Annotated in this window: 19 protein-coding genes; 5 read left to right on the top strand and 14 right to left on the bottom strand. The window is 67.9% G+C overall.

The features are described 5' to 3' along the window. Window positions 1-56: 56 nt before the first annotated feature. Together ACWEFV_RS25555 and ACWEFV_RS25550 are read left to right on the top strand one after the other, a co-directional pair. Window positions 57-440 carry a hypothetical protein gene (locus tag ACWEFV_RS25555; protein WP_450072233.1) on the top strand — a complete coding sequence of 128 codons (384 nt, stop codon included), beginning with the start codon at window positions 57-59 and terminating at the stop codon, window positions 438-440. Continuing rightward, entirely contained in the window at window positions 437-799 is a 363-nt protein-coding gene (locus ACWEFV_RS25550) for a DUF3817 domain-containing protein (RefSeq protein WP_135456929.1), read from the top strand. The genes ACWEFV_RS25555 and ACWEFV_RS25550 overlap by 4 nt, the downstream gene beginning before the upstream one ends. Window positions 800-894: 95 nt before the next feature. On the opposite strand, the gene ACWEFV_RS25545 is transcribed toward ACWEFV_RS25550, so the two are convergent. The 11 genes from ACWEFV_RS25545 to clpS all read right to left on the bottom strand — a co-directional run bounded on the left by ACWEFV_RS25545 (window position 895) and on the right by clpS (window position 8,266). Beyond that, window positions 895-1,500 (bottom strand): non-canonical purine NTP pyrophosphatase, encoded by a 606-nt coding sequence (locus ACWEFV_RS25545; protein ID WP_450072232.1) that lies wholly within the window; start codon window positions 1,498-1,500, stop codon window positions 895-897. Next, on the bottom strand, window positions 1,500-2,279 hold the full coding sequence (rph, locus tag ACWEFV_RS25540; protein ID WP_003880216.1) for a ribonuclease PH: 780 nt from the start codon (window positions 2,277-2,279) through the stop codon (window positions 1,500-1,502). The genes ACWEFV_RS25545 and rph overlap by 1 nt, the downstream gene beginning before the upstream one ends. 17 nt (window positions 2,280-2,296) lie before the next feature. Beyond that, window positions 2,297-3,064 carry a cyclic nucleotide-degrading phosphodiesterase gene (locus ACWEFV_RS25535; RefSeq protein WP_450072231.1) on the bottom strand — a complete coding sequence of 256 codons (768 nt, stop codon included), beginning with the start codon at window positions 3,062-3,064 and terminating at the stop codon, window positions 2,297-2,299. Window positions 3,065-3,128: 64 nt separating this feature from the next. Then, window positions 3,129-3,953, bottom strand: coding sequence for a glutamate racemase (gene murI, locus ACWEFV_RS25530; RefSeq protein WP_135456937.1), 825 nt, complete (start codon window positions 3,951-3,953; stop codon window positions 3,129-3,131). Between the two features lie 4 nt (window positions 3,954-3,957). Further along, window positions 3,958-4,632, bottom strand: a complete 675-nt coding sequence (locus ACWEFV_RS25525) for a rhomboid family intramembrane serine protease (RefSeq protein ID WP_135456938.1) — start codon at window positions 4,630-4,632, stop codon at window positions 3,958-3,960. Between the two features lie 10 nt (window positions 4,633-4,642). After that, window positions 4,643-5,614: a cysteine synthase gene (locus ACWEFV_RS25520; protein WP_450072230.1), complete on the bottom strand. Its 972-nt coding sequence runs from the start codon at window positions 5,612-5,614 to the stop codon at window positions 4,643-4,645. 10 nt (window positions 5,615-5,624) lie between these two features. After that, on the bottom strand, window positions 5,625-5,897 hold the full coding sequence (locus ACWEFV_RS25515; RefSeq protein ID WP_135456942.1) for a MoaD/ThiS family protein: 273 nt from the start codon (window positions 5,895-5,897) through the stop codon (window positions 5,625-5,627). A gap of 30 nt (window positions 5,898-5,927) precedes the next feature. Further along, window positions 5,928-6,341, bottom strand: a complete 414-nt coding sequence (locus tag ACWEFV_RS25510) for a Mov34/MPN/PAD-1 family protein (RefSeq protein WP_450072229.1) — start codon at window positions 6,339-6,341, stop codon at window positions 5,928-5,930. A 12-nt stretch (window positions 6,342-6,353) separates the two neighbouring features. Then, complete coding sequence (locus ACWEFV_RS25505; RefSeq protein ID WP_450072228.1) at window positions 6,354-7,373, bottom strand: P1 family peptidase; 1,020 nt, start codon at window positions 7,371-7,373, stop codon at window positions 6,354-6,356. 5 nt (window positions 7,374-7,378) lie between these two features. After that, window positions 7,379-7,957 (bottom strand): oxidative stress transcriptional regulator AosR, encoded by a 579-nt coding sequence (aosR, locus tag ACWEFV_RS25500; protein ID WP_135456948.1) that lies wholly within the window; start codon window positions 7,955-7,957, stop codon window positions 7,379-7,381. Window positions 7,958-7,963: 6 nt separating this feature from the next. After that, window positions 7,964-8,266, bottom strand: coding sequence for an ATP-dependent Clp protease adapter ClpS (gene clpS, locus ACWEFV_RS25495; protein ID WP_135456950.1), 303 nt, complete (start codon window positions 8,264-8,266; stop codon window positions 7,964-7,966). A gap of 9 nt (window positions 8,267-8,275) precedes the next feature. Here clpS and ACWEFV_RS25490 point away from each other — a divergent pair, with 9 nt between their 5' ends. The 3 genes from ACWEFV_RS25490 (at window position 8,276) to ACWEFV_RS25480 (ending at window position 13,300) form a co-directional block, all read left to right on the top strand. Next, on the top strand, window positions 8,276-9,658 hold the full coding sequence (locus ACWEFV_RS25490) for a nicotinate phosphoribosyltransferase (protein ID WP_450072312.1): 1,383 nt from the start codon (window positions 8,276-8,278) through the stop codon (window positions 9,656-9,658). Next, window positions 9,655-11,769, top strand: a complete 2,115-nt coding sequence (locus ACWEFV_RS25485) for an ATP-dependent DNA helicase (RefSeq protein WP_450072227.1) — start codon at window positions 9,655-9,657, stop codon at window positions 11,767-11,769. The genes ACWEFV_RS25490 and ACWEFV_RS25485 overlap by 4 nt, the downstream gene beginning before the upstream one ends. Window positions 11,770-11,857: 88 nt before the next feature. Beyond that, on the top strand, window positions 11,858-13,300 hold the full coding sequence (locus tag ACWEFV_RS25480; RefSeq protein ID WP_135456956.1) for a neutral zinc metallopeptidase: 1,443 nt from the start codon (window positions 11,858-11,860) through the stop codon (window positions 13,298-13,300). A 2-nt stretch (window positions 13,301-13,302) separates the two neighbouring features. On the opposite strand, the gene ACWEFV_RS25475 is transcribed toward ACWEFV_RS25480, so the two are convergent. The 3 genes from ACWEFV_RS25475 to ACWEFV_RS25465 form a co-directional block, all read right to left on the bottom strand. Further along, the gene (locus ACWEFV_RS25475) at window positions 13,303-14,028 is read right to left on the bottom strand and encodes an MspA family porin (protein ID WP_450072226.1); all 726 of its coding nucleotides are present in this window, start codon (window positions 14,026-14,028) and stop codon (window positions 13,303-13,305) included. A gap of 76 nt (window positions 14,029-14,104) precedes the next feature. Continuing rightward, entirely contained in the window at window positions 14,105-14,953 is an 849-nt protein-coding gene (locus tag ACWEFV_RS25470; protein WP_450072225.1) for a Vgb family protein, read from the bottom strand. Further along, entirely contained in the window at window positions 14,950-17,571 is a 2,622-nt protein-coding gene (locus ACWEFV_RS25465) for a glycosyltransferase family 1 protein (protein ID WP_450072224.1), read from the bottom strand. The genes ACWEFV_RS25470 and ACWEFV_RS25465 overlap by 4 nt, the downstream gene beginning before the upstream one ends. Window positions 17,572-17,716 lie beyond the last annotated feature (145 nt).

Below are 17,716 nucleotides of genomic sequence, written 5' to 3'. Positions count from 1 at the left end.
CCGCCCATCCGGGCACGTATTTTCGGCCCCCAAGACCCGCGCCGTACCATGGACGAATGTCCACTACACGGCGTAGGAGACCAGCGCTCATCGCGCTGGTCTGTCTCGGCGCCGCCGGCTGCCTGGCGCTGGCCTGGTGGCAGTGGACCCGTTACGAATCCGCCTCGGGCACCTTCCAGAATCTGGGCTATGCCCTGCAGTGGCCGATGTTCGCCGGGTTCTGCTTCTACGCCTACTACAAGTTCGTCCGCTACGAGGACGCTCCGCCAGAGCGGCCCAGCGGCGACGTCACCGAGATTCCCGCAGGCTTGCTGCCGGAACGCCCCAAAGCCACGGCGGCGGACGCAGGCGACCAAGAACTCTCCGAGTACAACGCCTACCTTGCCGAGCTGGCCAAGTCCGACGCCCAGCCCGAGAAGAAAGACAGGACCGATAGATGACCGCACCAGAACCGGGCGCCGAGGTCACGCCGGTTGTTTCGACGCCCAAGGAGACCCTCCGCAAGGCCCTACTGGGCTACCGCGTGTTGGCTTGGACGACGGGCATCTGGCTCATCGCGCTGTGCTACGAGATGGTGCTCAAGTACATCGTCCAGGTGGACAATCCGCCGAGCTGGATCGGTATCGTGCACGGCTGGGTGTACTTCATCTACCTGCTGTTCACGGCCAACCTCGCAGTCAAGGTCCGCTGGCCCATCGGCAAGACGATCGGTGTGCTGCTCGCGGGCACGATCCCGTTGCTGGGCATCATCGTCGAGCACTTCAACACGTTGGATCTCAAGAAGCGCTTCGAGCTCTAGCCGCCGTCGAGCCATGGCTCGCGTTCGTAACGCTGTGGCGGCCCCAGCGCGAAATCGCCGCCACCACGTTACGAACGCGGCAACCGCCGAACGCGCTAGGACCCAGCCAACTCCCGCAGCGCGGGCACCAACAACGCCAGCGCCCGGCCGCGGTGCGATACCGCGTCCTTCGCGGCGGGTGACAGCTCGGCGGCCGTCAAAGTAGATCCGTCGGGTAGAAACACCGGGTCGTACCCGAACCCGCCTTCACCTCGGGGTTCGTGGGTGACCGTGCCGGGCCACTCGCCGCGCACCACGGTTCGACCCGACGCGGAGACCAACGCGCACGCCGACACGAACGCCGCGCCGCGCCGCGCATACGGCACATCGCCCAGCTGCGCCAACAGCAACGCGGTGTTGGCGGCATCGTCGCCGTGCACCCCCGACCACCGAGCCGACAACACGCCCGGCATGCCGTTCAGTGCGTCCACTGAAATGCCGGAATCGTCTGCCACACAAGCCAATCCGGTGGCACGGTACCCGTCCAACGCCTTGGCCAATGCGTTGTCCTCGAACGTCGCACCGGTTTCGGGCGCCTCGTCGTACGGAGCGACATCGGCCAGGGACACCAAGTCCAGTCCGGTAATCCCGGCGGCATCGAGCACCCGCCGCAGCTCGGCCAGCTTCTTGGCGTTACGGCTGGCTACCAGTAGCGAGGGCACTAGCTTCCGAACGCCTTCTTCGGTGCCGGGCCCTCCGGAAGCACGCCCGGATACGGCAATTCCAGTGCCTCGCGCTGGATCACGAACAACTGCTCGCAGGCGCCGAGCGCGGCGTCGAGCATCTTGTCCAGCGTGGACCGTGGGAAGGTCGCGCCCTCGCCGGTGCCCTGGATCTCCACCAGGGTGCCGGTGTCGGTGGCGACGACGTTCATGTCCACCTCGGCGCGGGAATCCTCGACGTAGGGCAGGTCGACGCGGACGCGTCCGTCGACCACGCCCACCGATACGGCCGCGATCGCACACGACAGCGGGCGCGGATCGGAAAGCCGCCCGGCCGCGGCCAGATACGTCACCGCGTCGGACAGTGCCACGTAGGCGCCGGTGATCGCCGCGGTGCGGGTACCGCCGTCGGCCTGCAGCACGTCGCAGTCGATCGCGATGGTGTTCTCCCCCAGCGCACCGAGGTCGATGCACGCACGCAGCGAGCGTCCGACCAGACGACTGATCTCCTGGGTGCGGCCGCCGACGCGGCCCTTGACCGATTCGCGGTCCGAGCGATCGTGAGTGGCGGCCGGCAGCATCGCGTATTCGGCGGTCAGCCAGCCCTGCCCGGAACCCTTACGCCAGCGCGGCACGCCTTCGGTGACCGAGGCGGTGCACATGACGCGGGTCTGACCGAACTCCACCAGCACCGAGCCGGCGGGATGCGATGTGAAACCGCGGGTGATGGTTACCGGGCGCAGCTCGTCGTCGAGACGACCGTCTTCTCGCTTGGACACCCGCCAACCCTAGCGGGTCAGCCCCGGGTGACGTCGAAGGTCTCGCCGCTCAGCACGGCGTGTACCGGGCCGTCGAACTCGGCCTTGGCTTCGCTGATCACGTCCTCGCGTGAGGTCCACGGTGGAATGTGGGTCAGCAGCAGCTCGCCGACGCCGGCTTCGGCCGCCGCGCGGCCCGCCTCGGTGCCGGACAGGTGCAGATGCGGTGGTCGGGACGGATCGTGCGTCCACGACGCCTCGCACAGGAAGACGTCGGCCCCGCGGGCCAGGTCGACGAGTGCGTCGCAGTACCCGGTGTCACCGCTGTAGACGAGCGTCGCCCCGGACGGATCGGTGAAACGCATGCCGTAGGACTCGGTGGGATGACACACCAGCCGTGGCGTGACGCTGAGCGTGCCCAACTGCACCGGGGAGCCGTCCTCCCAGTTGCGCACCTCGAAGATGTCGGTGAAGTCGTCGATCTCGCCGCCTTCGGGCGACGACGCCGCGCCCAGCCGGGCCCACGTGTTGGCGGGTCCGTACATCAGGCCGCGTTCGGTGGCCGGGATCGGGTGGTACCGCCGCCAGACGAACAACCCGGGCAGATCCAGGCAGTGATCGGCATGCAGATGCGACAGCAACACGTTGACCGAATTCGGATCGGCGTAGCGCTGCAACGCACCCAGGACGCCACCGCCGAAGTCGACGACCATCGGAATCGTGTCTGGTGCGGTGACGAGATAACCGGAGGCTGCCGAATCCGGGCCGACAACGCTGCCGGAGCATCCCAGGATGGTCAATCGCACAGTGTCTAGCTTGCCATGCCCGATGTGCGCGTTGCCAAGACATCGCCGGTTTGGGCGACGGAGATCATTTTCCGACGCCCGCGTGACGTCGGACCTGTCGAGCCCCGTCCAACCCCGGTCCCAGGAAGCGCGTGGCTAGCGTGGTGAACGCCTCCGGATCTCCGGTCGCCTCGAACATCCGTCGGGCCGGACCGGACTCGTGCGGCCTCAGCAAATCGAGCTCGGTCAGCACCCTGAGCAGGTCCTTGGCCGTCTCCTCAGCCGATGACACCAGGGTGACGTTGTCGCCCATGGCCAACTGGATGAGCCCGGACAGCATCGGATAGTGCGTGCAGCCCAACACCAGGGTGTCCACCTCGGCGCGCTGCAGTGGCTCCAGATAGCCCTCGGCCAAACCGAGCACCTGACGGCCGCTGGTGACCCCGCGCTCGACGAAGTCGACGAACCGCGGACAGGCCACCCCGAACACCTCGGTGTCACGCGCGGCCGCGAACGCGTCCTGATAGGCGCCCGAGGCGATGGTGGCGGCAGTGCCGATCACTCCGATGCGTCCGTTGCGGGTGGCGGCCACCGCGCGGCGCACCGCGGGCAGGATCACCTCGACCACCGGCACCGGCGAGTAGCGCTCGCGCGCGTCGCGCAGGCAGGCCGACGACGCGGTGTTGCACGCGATCACCAGAGCCTTGACGCCGCGCGCCACCAGATCGTCACCGATGGCCAGCGAGTGCGCCCGGATCTCGGGGATGGTCAGCGGCCCGTAGGGACCGTTGCCCGTGTCCCCGACGTAGATGATGTCCTCATCGGGCAGCTGGTCGATGATCGCGCGGGCAACAGTCAGTCCACCGACGCCGGAGTCGAAGATGCCGACGGGTGCCAGGCGGTCGGTCATATGTTCATGCGCTCAGACGCGGCTGGGCGGGACTCTTCTTCGCTTCCCGCGCCTTGCGTTCCGGTCCGGACAAAAGGTACGCCGCCAGCACACCGGCAAGGGCCCCACTGAGGTGGCCCTGCCAGGACACCCCCGCATTGCCGGGCAGTACCCCGAACAGGACGCCGCCGTACACGAACAGCACGACGACGCCGATGACGATCTCCCACACATTGCGGGTGAAGAATCCGAATACGATCAGGAACGCCAGCCAGCCGAAGATCAGGCCGGATGCGCCGATGTGAGTGCTCGTGCACTGCACGGTCACGTAGGGGCAGTGCAGGCCGATATTGCCGATCAGCCACGTGCCGAAGCCGCCGAGTATCCAGATGATGGCGGTCGCGGCGATGAAGCGCCCCATCCCGGCCAGCGTCATGAGAAAGCCGAGCACCAGCGCGGGCACGGTGTTGGCGATCAGGTGCGGCCAGCCGCCGTGCAGCAGGGGCGCCCACAGGATGCCCCACAGTCCGTCGGTCTGCAGGGGCCGGATGCCGTCCTGGTCGAGCCGGTGGCCCATGGCGGTGTCGACGATCTCGATCACGTACAGCAGCGCGACGAAGGTGACGATCGTGAGGCCGCCGACCAACCACGCTGGTCGTTTCTTGGGTGCGCTGGACGACGGTAGAACTGGTTTCGTCATCCCTGCCCACTCACGCCCATAGCTGCCCTTCCAACGCATCCTCTGCATCATCAAGGCTACCGGCGTAGGCACCGGTGGACAGATACTTCCAACCGGCGTCGGCGACCACGAACGCGATGTCGGCGCGCTCGCCGGCCTTGATCGCCTTGGCCCCCATGCCGAGTGCAGCGTGCAGGACGGCGCCGGTGGAGATGCCGGCGAAGATGCCTTCGCGGGTCACCAGATCGCGGGTGCGTTTGACCGCGTCGTAGGAGCCCACCGAGAACCGGGTGGTCAGCACGTCGGGGTCATACAACTCAGGGATGAACCCCTCGTCGATGTTCCGCAGCGCGTACACACCCTCGCCGTAGCGCGGTTCGGCGGCCACGATCTGCACGCCCGGAACCTGCTCGCGCAGGAAGCGCCCGGTGCCCATCAGGGTGCCGGTGGTGCCGAGCCCGGCGACGAAGTGGGTGATCTCGGGCAGGTCGGCGAGCAGCTCCGGCCCGGTGCCGTAGTAGTGCGCGTCGCTGTTGGCCGGGTTGCCGTACTGGTACAGCATCACCCACGAAGGGTTCTCCGCCGCAAGCTCTTTCGCGGTCGCCACGGCGGTGTTGGAACCGCCCTCGGCCGCACTGAAGATGATCCGCGCACCGTACAGTTCGAGGATCTGACGCCGCTCGATCGAGGTGTTCTCGGGCATCACGCAGATCATGTTGTAGCCCTTGAGCATCGCGGCCATGGCCAGCGAGATCCCGGTGTTGCCGCTGGTGGGCTCCAAGATCGTGGCGCCCGGCCTCAGCAGCCCGTCACGCTCGGCCTGCTCGATCATGCGCAGCGCGGGCCGGTCCTTGATCGAACCGGTCGGGTTGCGGTCCTCGAGCTTCGCCCACAACCGCACGTGTGGCCCGTCTGGACCGTCCTCCCACCGCGGCGACAGGTGCTGCAGGCCGACCAACGGGGTGTTGCCGAGGGCCTGCAGCAGCGAGTCGTATCTGGTCATGACCCGCCCGCTACCCTCCTGCCACGGCAGGCAGGATCGTCACCGAGTCGCCGTCGGCGATGGTGGTGTCCAGTCCGCCGGAGAACCGCACGTCTTCGTCGTTGACGTAGATGTTCACGAAGCGGTGCAGCTTGCCGTTATCCACCAGCCGGTCGGAGATGCCGGCGTAGTTGGCCTCGAGGTCGGCGATCACTGCCTGCAAGGTATCGCCGGAGGCGCTGACGCGCTTCTGTCCGTCGGTGTGCGGACGCAGGATGGTCGGGATCGAAACTGTTACTGCCATGGGGGCTCCTTAGGTGTACTGCTCGACTGCTCAGTATTCGTCGACGATTGAGACGGGTTCCGCGGTGACGGCCCCGTCGACGATGCGGTAACTGCGCAGCTCGTGCTCGTGCGGGTCTCGCGTGGAGACCAGCACGTAGTGCGCATCGGGCTCTTGTGCCAACGAGATGTCGGTGCGGCTCGGGTAGGCCTCGGTGGCGGTGTGCGAGTGGTAGATGACGACGGGCACCTCGTCCGCCTCGTCCATCGAGCGCCACACCTTGAATTGCTCCATCGAGTCGAAGCGGTAGAAGGTCGGGGAACGCTCGGCATTGACCATCGCGATGAACCGCTCGGGCCGATCAGCGCCCTCCGGCCCGGCGATCACCCCACACGCCTCGTCAGGATGGTCGGCGCGGGCATGCGCCACCATGGCCTCGACGAGATCCCGGCGGATCACCAGCACGTCACAACTCCTTCATTCGAACGCTCCCGGCAACATGTCACGGTAGGTCGGTATTCCGGCCACCGGCTCGGCGGCCAGCAGCCCGACCAGCACGGCGCGGGCCAGCACCTCCGCCGCGGCCGCTCCGACCCGGGTGACCAGCGCTGTCTCCGGCGACATCGCCACCGGTGTCTTTTCGTCCGGTTCGACGGTCACCGCGCCCGTCGCCAGCGCAAACACCGTATCGCCATCCAGCGGGGTGTGACACGGCGAGATGGTCCGGGCCAGTCCGTCGTGCGCGGCGACGGCCACCCGGCGGCACCCGGCCGGGCTGAGTTCGGCATCGGTGGCGACCACCGCGATGGTGGTGTTCAGCGGGCCGATCTCCCGATGCCGATCACCGTAGGCGGCGAGCTGATCGGCGGGCGGGGCGATCAGCCCGAACTCCTCGATCAGCGCTGCCATCCAGGGCAGACCGGTGGCCGGATCCACCACGTCACCGGCGGCGTTGAGCACGACCAGGGCACCCACGGTCACCCCGCAGTCCAAGGTCACCGAGGCGGTGCCGACACCGCCCTTGAGGACTCCGGCCCGCGCACCGACCCCGCCTCCGACGGTCCCGAGCGCGAACTCTGTGGAGGCCGACGCGGCGGCCGCGTAGCCGAACTCCGCCGTCGGCCGGTTGGTCCAGCCGCCCACCGGCAGGTCGAAGATCACAGCGGCCGGCACGATCGGGACCACGCCGCCGTCCATCGCCACCCCGCGCCCCTGCTCCTCCAGCCAGGTCATCACACCGTCGGCGGCGGCCAGCCCATAGGCACTGCCGCCGGTCAGCACCACGGCGTCGACGTGGCGCACGGTGTTGATCGGGTCGAGCAGGTCCGTCTCGCGGGTGCCAGGGGCACCGCCGCGTCCGTCCACGGCGCCGACGGTCCCGGGCGGGGCCAGCACCACGGTCGATCCCGACGCCCACCCCGAGCCCAGTGTCACGTCGGGGTCGATGCGGTGGTGGTGGCCGACCAGGATGCCGCCGACGTCGGTGATCGAACCCATCAGGCCTATCTCCCCATCAGGCTGAGGACGAGGTATTCCTGCAGCACGGTCAGCCACTGGTAGACGTCGACGTGCCCGGCCATCGGGTGCTCGGCGGACAACTGCTCGGCCCCTTGCGGTCCGATGTCGAGCATGGTGCCCAACGCCAGCCGGAGGTCGTTGACGGCAGCGGCCCACGCCTCGGCGTCGTCCTCGGTCAGCTCGAACTTGCCGCCGCCGTCCGGAATGGTGTCCAACAAACGTTGGACCGCTTGACGTTTGGCGTCGATGATCGCCGGTTCATGCAGCCCGCGCAACGCGCTGTTGAGGCTCTCGGCAGTGCCGGAACCGGCCGGATGCTCGGTCTGCGGCCGGTAGAAATCCGGGAGCAGACGCTTCATGGTGGCGTCCTCGGGCGGCTGCGGATTGCCGGTCTTCATGCCGGTGATCATCTCGAGTTCGTCTGTGGGCCCCGATGATCCACGCTCGTCGAGCATCCCGAGCATCGAAGTTCCCAGGCTCGACAGCAACGCGGCCTCGTGGGCCTCCAACGCTGAGCGCAACCGCAGACCGTTCGCGGTCTCGACCCGTTTCCATTTGCGCACAGTCGATCAGCGGTCCTGTTGCATGGTGGCCCACAGCCCAGCGGCGTGCAGTTTGGACACATCGGTTTCCATCGACTCGCGACTGCCTGCCGACACTACGGCCTTGCCCTCGTTGTGAACCTGCAGCATGAGTTTGGTGGCGTGCGGCTCGCTGTATCCGAACAGTTTCTGGAACACGTGGGTGACATAGGTCATCAGGTTGACCGGATCGTCCCAGACGATGGTCACCCACGGGCTTTCGGTGGCCTCGACTGCCTCGACATCGCGCTCTTCGCGGGTCCCCGGTCGGGCCTTCGCCGGTGTAACCATGGGCCCACAATACCGGCGGCAACCCTGATACCAGAAACGGCTACGGTTGCTGGTGTGACCGTCGCGTTGCTCACCGACAAGTACGAGCTGACGATGCTCGCCGCCGCGCTGCGCGATGGCACGGCGCACCGCCGCACCACCTTCGAAGTCTTTGCCCGCCGGCTGCCCGAAGGGCGCCGCTACGGCGTGGTCGCGGGCACCGGGCGGTTTGTGGAAGCGTTGGCAGAGTTCACGTTCGCGGCCAACGAACTCACCGTGCTCTCGGAGTTCCTGGATTCGGAGACACTGGATTTCCTGTCGAACTACCGGTTCGGCGGTGACGTCGACGGCTACGCCGAGGGCGAGCTCTACTTCCCGGGTTCCCCGGTGCTCTCGGTGCACGGGAGCTTCGCCGAGTGCGTGGTGCTGGAGACGCTCGTGCTGTCAATCCTCAACCACGACACGGCGATCGCCTCGGCGGCGGCCCGGATGGCCAGCGCCGCCCACGGCCGGCCGATGATCGAGATGGGCTCACGGCGTACCCATGAGCTGGCCGCCGTGGCATCGGCCCGCGCCGCCTACCTCGCCGGCTTCACCGGATCGTCGAATCTGGCCGCCCAGCAGCGTTACGGGGTGCCCGCACTGGGCACCGCCGCGCACGCCTACACACTGCTGCACACCTCCGAGTCCGGACCGGACGAGCAGGCGGCGTTCCGCGGCCAGGTGGCAGCCCTCGGCGTCGACACCACCCTGCTGGTGGACACCTATGACATCACCGCGGGCGTGGCCAACGCGATCGCGGCGGCCGGCCCGCAACTGGGCGCGGTGCGCATCGACTCGGGCGATCTGGGGGTGCTGGCCCGCCAGGTACGCCAGCAGCTGGATGACCTCGGCGCCACGAGCACTCAGATCGTCGTCTCCGGAGACCTCGACGAGTTCGCCATCGCCGCCCTGCGCGCCGAGCCCGTCGACAGCTACGGGGTCGGCACCTCCGTTGTCACGGGCTCAGGCGCGCCGACCGCGGGCATGGTCTACAAACTGGTCGAGGTCGATGGGAGGCCGGTGGCCAAGCGCAGCAGCCGCAAGGAGTCGCACGGTGGCCGCAAGCAGGCCGTTCGGCTCGCCAAGGCCTCGGGCACGATCATCGAAGAGGTGGTCCACCCGTACGGCGAGGAGCCGCTGGAGACATCGGGGCTCACCGCTCGCCGGCTCACCGTGCCGCTGGTGACCGGCGGCGCCCCCGTCGAGGGACACCACCCCGCCACCGACCTGGCCGCTGCGCGCGAGCGGGTCGCCGCAGGGCTGCACAGCCTGCCGTGGGACGGCCTGAAGCTGTCGCGCGGCGAGCCGGCCATCCCCACCCGGGTGATCCCGCCCGCCCCGGTTCGTCAGCACCGGCCGTTCCAGACATGACGACCAAATCGAAGCCATCCCGTGAGGTGGCCAATGTGGTGACCAACCTCCTCAAGATCGCCGTCAAAGGGCTCGGCGGTGCCGGCCGCCCAGGTCAGGTGGAGATGGCCGAGGCGGTTGCCAACGCCTTCGAGTCCGGCGAGCACCTGGCCGTGCAGGCCGGTACCGGCACCGGCAAATCGCTGGCGTACCTGGTGCCGTCGATCGCCCGCGCCCTGCAGACCGAGCAGCCGGTGGTGGTCTCGACGGCCACCATCGCGCTGCAACGTCAGCTCGTGGACCGCGACCTGCCCCGGCTGGTGAACTCACTGGCCGACGCGCTACCTCGCGAGCCCACATTCGCATTGCTCAAGGGCCGGGGAAACTACCTGTGCCTCAATAAGATTCACAACGGAGCAACCGAGGAGCCGGCCGACCGTCCCCAGGATGAATTGTTCTCGCCGATGGCGGTCAGCGCCATGGGCCGCGATGTGCAGCGGCTGACGGAATGGTCCTCGGACACCGAGACCGGTGACCGCGACGAGCTGACTCCCGGTGTGCCGGACCGGTCCTGGTCCCAGGTCAGCGTGTCGGCACGCGAGTGCATCGGGGTGTCACGCTGCCAGTTCGGTACCGACTGCTTCGCCGAGCGGGCCCGCGAGAAGGCCGGCGCCGCCGACGTCGTCGTCACCAATCACGCACTGCTGGCCATCGACGCGCTCTCCGATTTCTCGGTGCTGCCCGAATACGAGCTGCTGGTGGTCGACGAGGCCCACGAACTGGCCGACCGGGTGACCGGGGTGGCCACCGCCGAGCTCTCGGCGACGTCCATGGCGGTGGCACACCGCAGGATGGCGCGATTGGTGGATGACGAACTGGCGCAACGCTTCGAGGCCGCTGTCGCGACGTTGTCCTCGCTGCTGCACGAACTCGATGCCGGCCGCATCGACGTGCTCGACGAGGAGCTGGGTATCTACCTGACCGCACTGCGCGACGCGGCCAATGCGGCACGCACAGCGATCGACACCACCCCCAGCGACCCGCAGGCGGCCACGGCCCGCACCGAAGCCGTCACCGCACTGAACGATGTCAGCGACACCGCCACCCGCATCCTCACCTCGTTCGTCCCGCCCATCCCGGACCGCCTCGACGTGGTCTGGGTGGAGCAGTACGAACCGCCCAATGCCGGAAACTCCAACCCGGGAAATGCACCGGCTCCTCGACCCGGTGGGCGGTCCTTGCTACGGGTGGCCCCGATGTCGGTGTCGGGCCTGTTGCGCACCAGGCTGTTCGCCAACACCACGGCCGTGCTGACCTCGGCGACCCTCACCCTCGGCGGCAACTTCGACGCGATGGCGCGCAACTGGGGGCTGGGCGGCTTCGCCGACGCCGGCGAGCCGGCAAAACCGGGCAACGCCGGCGAGCCCGCCAAATCGGGCAGGGCCGGCGCGCCCGCCAAACCCGGTTGGCGCGGCCTCGATGTGGGGTCGCCGTTCGACCATGCCAAATCCGCAATTCTCTACGTGGCCAAGCATTTACCACCGCCTGGACGGGACGGCACCGACACCCGCACCCTGGACGAGATCGAGGGCCTGATCACCGCGGCCGGTGGCCGCACCCTGGGCCTGTTCTCGTCGATGCGCGCGGCCAAGGCCGCCGCCGAGGTCATGCGCGGGCGACTGTCAACCCCGGTGCTCTGCCAGGGCGAGGACACCACTTCGGCTCTGGTACAACAGTTTTCCGATGATCCGGAGACCTCGCTGTTCGGCACCCTGTCGCTGTGGCAGGGCGTGGACGTCCCGGGGCCGTCGCTGTCGTTGGTCCTGATCGACCGGATCCCCTTCCCACGCCCGGACGATCCGTTGTTGACCGCGCGGCAACGGGCGATCAGCGCACACGGCGGCAACGGCTTCATGGCGATCGCCGCCAACCACGCGGCGCTGTTGCTGGCCCAGGGCACCGGACGGCTGCTGCGCCACACCGACGACCGCGGGGTGATCGCGGTGCTCGACTCCCGGCTGGCGACGGCCCGCTATGGCGGGTACCTACGTTCGTCGTTGCCACCGTTCTGGTCCACCACCGACCCTGACCGGGTGCGTCAGTCGCTGAAGCGGCTTCGGGGAGCGGGCTGATATCGCACCCAGTGCACGCCGAGTTAACTAATGTGTGCGGATAACCGCGCGGACAGTTGGCCGCCAGAGTGCACCGGAAGGCAGCAAAATGAGCCGACGCACCCTGTTCGGCATCGCGTGCGCGCTGAGCATGGTGTTGCCACTGGCCGCGTGCTCGTCCCTGGTCGGTGGCACAGCGGTTTCGGTGTTCGCCGATCCGTTCTCGGTCGCCGGCATGCCTGCCACCGACGGCTCCAGTGGGCTGCGCCCAGATGCCGAGAAACCCTCACGCAAGGTCAACAACACCGACGGGGGCAAGGCTGACAACCTCGCAGCCAGTGCCGTCAGTGACCTCGAGGAGTTCTGGTCGAACGCCTACTCGGAGGTGTTCGACGGTGAGTTCCAACCGGTGCGCGCGCTGATCTCCTGGGACGCCGAGAGTTTCGACGGGAAGTTCTGCGGCATGGATACCTACGGACTGGTCAATGCCGCGTTCTGCAAACCGGATCGGACCATCGGCTGGGATCGGGGCGTGCTGATGCCCGGCCTACGCAAGCAGAACGGCGACATGGGCGCCGTCATGGTGCTCGCACACGAGTACGGCCATGCGATCCAGCAGCAGGCCGGGCTGATCAACCGCAAGACGCCCACCCTGGTCGCCGAACAGCAGGCCGACTGCCTGGCGGGCACCTACATGCGATGGGTGGCCCAAGGCGATTCCCCGCGGTTCACACTCAGTACGGCCGACGGGCTCAACAAGCTGCTCGCCGCGGTGGTCGCGTTCCGGGATCCACTGCTCACCGAGGCTGAGGCCCAGATCGGGGTCGACGAGCATGGGTCAGCGTTCGAACGGATCTCCGCCTTCCAATTCGGGTTCACCGACGGGCCTTCGGCCTGCGCCGCGATCGACGTCAAGGAGATCGACCAGCGGCGCGGCGACCTTCCGGTCCTGTTACCTGAGGACCAGAGCGGCGACCTGGACATCACCGAACACTGGGTCCGCTCGATGGTCGATGCGCTCAACATCATCTTCAAACCCGCCGACCCACCGCGGCTCAACTTCCGGCCCGACGCCGCAGTGGACTGTTCGAGCGCGCGGCCCAGCCCGCCGGCCTCCTACTGTCCGGACACCAACACCATCGTGATCGATCTGGCCGAGCTACAGGCGCTTGCCGCACCGTCCGACGACCTCGATGTCAGCGGCCTGGCCGGCGGTGACAACACCGCCTACTCGGTGCTGATCTCGCGATACATGCTCGCCTTGCAGCATGCCCGGGGCCTGGTGCTCGACAACGCCGAGGCAGCGCTGCGCACCGCCTGCCTGACCGGGGTGGCCACGGCCAAGATGATCAAGCCCGTGAACCTGCCCAACGGTGACACGATCCTGCTGACCGCCGGCGACGTCGACGAGGCGGTATCGGGCATGCTCACCAACGGGTTGGCGGCCAGTGACGTCAACGGCGAGTCGGTGCCTTCGGGTTTCGCCCGCATCGACGCGTTCCGGGTCGGCATCCTCGGTGACGAGGAACGCTGCCTCAAGCGGTTCGCCTGAGTTCAGACCACCTTCGTGGTGCCGTACCAGGCGAGTACCGCCTCGGACTCGTCGGTCGACCGGGTCAGCACGGCATAGGACCGGATGAACGACTGCCCCACGCAGCCGTCGATCTTCACCCGGAAGTTGCTGATCATCACCCACGGCTCGGTGCCCTTGAACTCCTTCTCGGCCACCGGGATGAGGTTGATGATGCCGGGTTTGAGGCCGACCGTGATACCGCCGCCGATGTTCGCGCCGACCCCCGGCAGGATGCCCTCCGGCCACGGTGAGACCACGTCGGTGCCGAGAACCCCGATGGACGAGTTGAGTCCGGCGGTGCCGGTCAAGGAGACGCCGTTGGAGGTACTCATGTCGATGCCGCAACCGATCTGGTAGCCGGCCTCGAGGGTGCCGCGCGGATCGCCGCCGCCGGGTCCGGACATCGCGCCGCGGTACGTACCGCCGACCACGTATTCGCGCGAGGACACCGCGGTGGTCAGCGGTGCCACCGCGGCCTGCGTCTCGTCAGCGGCCGACACGGTCAGGTTCCAGCCGTCCGGAGTCTTGAGGGTGGCGGGCGCAGTCGACTCGACCAGGCCGGCCGCGGCCGGTTCGCCCGGTGCGGGCACTACATCGGCGACGACCTCGACCTCGGGTGCGACCACGGGATCGGCCCAGGCCGGTGCCACGGACGCCGCGCAGGCCAGGGACACCGCAGTGAGCAGCACGAAGGAGCGAATCAACACAGGCGGCCTCCGGTTACGGTTCCCAGCGGGAACGTATCGCCCATGTACTTACCCGACCGTCAGCGCGCCTGCGCACTCAGGTGGGCATTTTCAGGACGAATCCACACTCCAGCGCTACCCAGCAGGCACCGTCGGGACCGATCGCCAACCCGTGCGGTTCGCTGCCGGACGGCAGATCGATGGTCACCACGTCCCCGTCTCCGCTGATCCGGGCGATCTGGTCGGCGCCCCACAAGCTGACCCACACTCCGTCGGTCGGGTCGGCGACCACCGCATGCGGCTTGCCCGGCAGATCCAATTCCTGGATCGCATCGCCGACCGGGATTCGGCCGATCTTGTCCGCGCGGATCTCGGTGAACCACACCGCGTCGTCATGGGTGGCCGCGATACCGACGGGACCGGCTGCGGCAGTGGGTAATTCGCGTACCTTGAGCGCGCCGTCGACGGTCAGCCGGCCCACCGCGCCGGTCTCGTTGAGCGTGAACCACAACGCGTCGTCAGGCCCCTTGGTGATCATCGACGGCATCCCGCCGACAGTGACCGCGGTGGAGATCTCGCCGTCGGTGCCGATCCTGCCGATCTCGCCGGACGACATCGTGGTGAACCACAACGCATCGTCGGGTCCCGCGGTGATCCCGAAAGGGGCACTGCCCCCGGGCAATTCGAAAGAACTCAACTCCCCCGCCGTGGTTATCCGACCGATCCGATCGTCGCCGGACCGGGTGAACCACAGTGCCCCGTCCGGTCCGGCCGCGATGATCGACGGACGGGAGCATTCTCCGACCGAGTACGTGCTGACCTCGCCGGTGGGCGAAACCCGGGCGACGGCGCCACTGTGCACCAAGGTCACCCACATCGCTCCGTCACTGCCTGCAGCCAGCGCGTACGGTCCGCCGTCGAGCTGAACTTTGAGCGCCTTACTCAAGCCAGCGCCACCAGTCCGAGCTCGTTGTCAGCGGTCAGCAGCCGATGGTGCGGCAGCACCCGCACGGTGTAGCCCACCGGCCCGGCCACCGGCAGCGGTGTGCTGGTCGAGAACACCTCGGTACCGCCGTCTGCCGAACCGGTGTGCGCCATCGGCACAGTCACCGGATTCAGGATCACGTCGCCGGCATCCACCCGGCCCAGCACGGCCTGCACCGTGACTTCATCGGGCCGCAGGCCGGCCAATTGCACCGTGGCGGTCAGCGTCAGCTGCGACCCCAACAGCGGCGTGTCGGGCAGGCCGTAGCTGTCCACGTCGGTGATCTGAATCTTCGGCCAGGCCTCCTGCGCCCGCCGCCGGTATTCGGCCAATTCCCGGGCCGCACCGAACGGCTCCCCCGAGGTGGCCTCGACGGTCTCGCGCAACGACTGCGCGGCCGGCAGGTAGTACTTCTCTGTGTAGTCCCGCACCATGCGCGAGGCCAGTACCTTCGGCCCGAGCACCTGCAGCGTGTGGCGCACCATCTCGACCCAGCGGGTCGGCACCCCGTGCTCGTCGCGCTCGTAGAACTTCGGCGTGACGGCGTGTTCGAGGAGGTCGTAGAGAGCGGCGGCCTCCAGGTCGTCGCGACGGGCCTCGTCGTCGACTCCGTCGGCGGTCGGGATCTCCCATCCGTTGTCGCCGTCGTACCACTCGTCCCACCAGCCGTCACGGATCGACAGATTCAACCCGCCATTGAGCGCACTCTTCATGCCCGACGTCCCGCAGGCCTCCAACGGACGCAGCGGATTGTTCAGCCAGACATCGCAACCCCAGTACAGCAACCGGGCCATCGACATGTCGTAGTCCGGCAGGAACGCGATCCGGTGCCGCACCTCCGGCCGGTCGGCGAACCGCACGATCTGCTGGATCAGCGCCTTGCCGCCGTCGTCGGCCGGGTGCGACTTACCCGCCACGATCAACTGCACCGGCCGCTTGTCGTCGAGCAGCAGTTTCTCCAGCCGCTCCGGGTCCCGCAGCATCAGCGTCAGCCGCTTGTAGGTGGGCACCCGTCGGGCGAACCCGACGGTCAGCACCTCCGGATCGAAAGCCGTTGCGATCCAGCCCAGTTCGGCTTCGGACGCACCGCGCTCCAGCCAGGAGCGGCGCAGGCGGGCACGCACGTCACCGATCAGCGTCTCGCGCAGCTGGGAGCGGATCCACCACATGTGCCCCGGCTCGACCTCCTGTAGCCGCTCCCACACCGCCGGTTCTGCGGCCTCCGAGCCGATCAGCTCCCGGCCCAGGGCCAACCACTGTGGGGCCGCCCAGGTCGGGGCATGCACACCGTTGGTGATCGATCCGATCGGCACCTCGGCCCGGTCGAATCCCGGCCACAGGTCGTTGAACATCCCCCGACTGACCCGGCCGTGCAGCAGCGAAACCCCGTTGGCCCGCTGTGCCAGCCGGAGGCCCATGTGCGCCATGTTGAACTTCGACGGATCGTCCTCGGCACCGAACGCGACCACCCGCTCCAACGGCACACCGGGCAGCAGGCGACTGTCGGGCGGTCCGCTCCAGTGATGCTCTCCGCGCGAGCGCTCATCGGCTGGGCTCCCGAAGTAGCGCCTGATCATCTCGACCGGGAACCGGTCGATGCCGGCCGGGACCGGCGTGTGGGTGGTGAATACCGTCGATGACCGCACCACGGTCAGTGCGGTGTCGAATTCCAGCCCCGCTGCGACCAGTTCGCGGATACGTTCCACGCCGAGGAAGCCGGCATGGCCCTCGTTCATGTGGAACACCTCGGGGGCGGGCAGGTTCTCGATCTCGGTGAACGCCCGGATCGCGCGCACCCCGCCGATACCGGCCAGGATCTCCTGCTTGATGCGGTGTTCCTGGTCGCCGCCGTACAACCGGTCAGTGACACTGCGCAGTTCGTGCTCGTTCTCCGGGACGTCGGAATCGAGCAGCAGCAGCGGAATCCGGCCCACCTGCGCGATCCACACCCGGGCCCGCAGCTCACGGGCATCGGGCAGCGCCAGCGTGACCAGCACCGGCGCCCCGGCCGCGTCGGTGAGCAGCCGCAGCGGCAGCCCCTGCGGGTCCAGCGACGGGTAGGTCTCATGCTGCCAACCGTCAGCGGTCAGGGATTGCCGGAAGTAACCCGAGCGGTAGTACAGGCCTACCGCGACCAACGGCAGACCCAGATCCGATGCGGATTTCAGATGGTCACCGGCCAGGATGCCCAGACCGCCGGAATAGTTGGGCAGCACCTCGGCGACACCGAACTCCATCGAGAAATACGCGATGCCCTTCGGCATCTCGACCCCGTCGATGATCTGCTGCTGGTACCACAGCGGGCGGCTCAGATAGTTGTCCAGGTCGGCGGCCAGCTCATCGAGTCGGCCCAGGAACGATTCGTCAGCGGCCAGTTCGTCGAGCCGTTTCGGGCTGACGGCCCCCAGCAGCGCCACCGGGTCGCCGCTGGTCTGCTCCCACAGGTCGGCGTCGATGACAGCAAACAGATCCTGGGTCGGCTTGTGCCACGACCAGCGCAGGTTGATCGACAGCCGTTCCAGCGCCGCCAACCGCTCGGGAAGGTGCGCGCGGACGGTGAACCTTCGGAGGGCTTTCACGCGATCCAACCTTACTGACAATTCCGGTTCGCGCAGCGGTGAGCGGCATCCGTACAGAGGCCGTTCACGTCACGCTTAACGCCCGCGAGATTGGGCAGCCCATTACGGTGGGTATCAGACGCGACAAGGCGAGTGCACGAGAGAC

Source organism: Mycobacterium sp. NPDC004974 (assembly GCF_053600815.1).
This window is presented reverse-complemented; position numbering and strand designations above follow the sequence as displayed.

Excerpts from the sequence above, each read along its gene's own strand:
- ACWEFV_RS25555 (WP_450072233.1), top strand. The coding sequence starts at position 57 with ATGTCCACTACACGGCGTAGGAGACCAGCGCTCATCGCGCTGGTCTGT.
- ACWEFV_RS25550 (WP_135456929.1), top strand. The coding sequence starts at position 437 with ATGACCGCACCAGAACCGGGCGCCGAGGTCACGCCGGTTGTTTCGACG.
- murI (WP_135456937.1), bottom strand. The coding sequence starts at position 3,953 with ATGACCGACCGCCTGGCACCCGTCGGCATCTTCGACTCCGGCGTCGGT.
- ACWEFV_RS25525 (WP_135456938.1), bottom strand. The coding sequence starts at position 4,632 with ATGACGAAACCAGTTCTACCGTCGTCCAGCGCACCCAAGAAACGACCA.
- ACWEFV_RS25520 (WP_450072230.1), bottom strand. The coding sequence starts at position 5,614 with ATGACCAGATACGACTCGCTGCTGCAGGCCCTCGGCAACACCCCGTTG.
- ACWEFV_RS25515 (WP_135456942.1), bottom strand. The coding sequence starts at position 5,897 with ATGGCAGTAACAGTTTCGATCCCGACCATCCTGCGTCCGCACACCGAC.
- ACWEFV_RS25505 (WP_450072228.1), bottom strand. The coding sequence starts at position 7,373 with ATGGGTTCGATCACCGACGTCGGCGGCATCCTGGTCGGCCACCACCAC.
- clpS (WP_135456950.1), bottom strand. The coding sequence starts at position 8,266 with ATGGTTACACCGGCGAAGGCCCGACCGGGGACCCGCGAAGAGCGCGAT.
- ACWEFV_RS25485 (WP_450072227.1), top strand. The coding sequence starts at position 9,655 with ATGACGACCAAATCGAAGCCATCCCGTGAGGTGGCCAATGTGGTGACC.
- ACWEFV_RS25480 (WP_135456956.1), top strand. The coding sequence starts at position 11,858 with ATGAGCCGACGCACCCTGTTCGGCATCGCGTGCGCGCTGAGCATGGTG.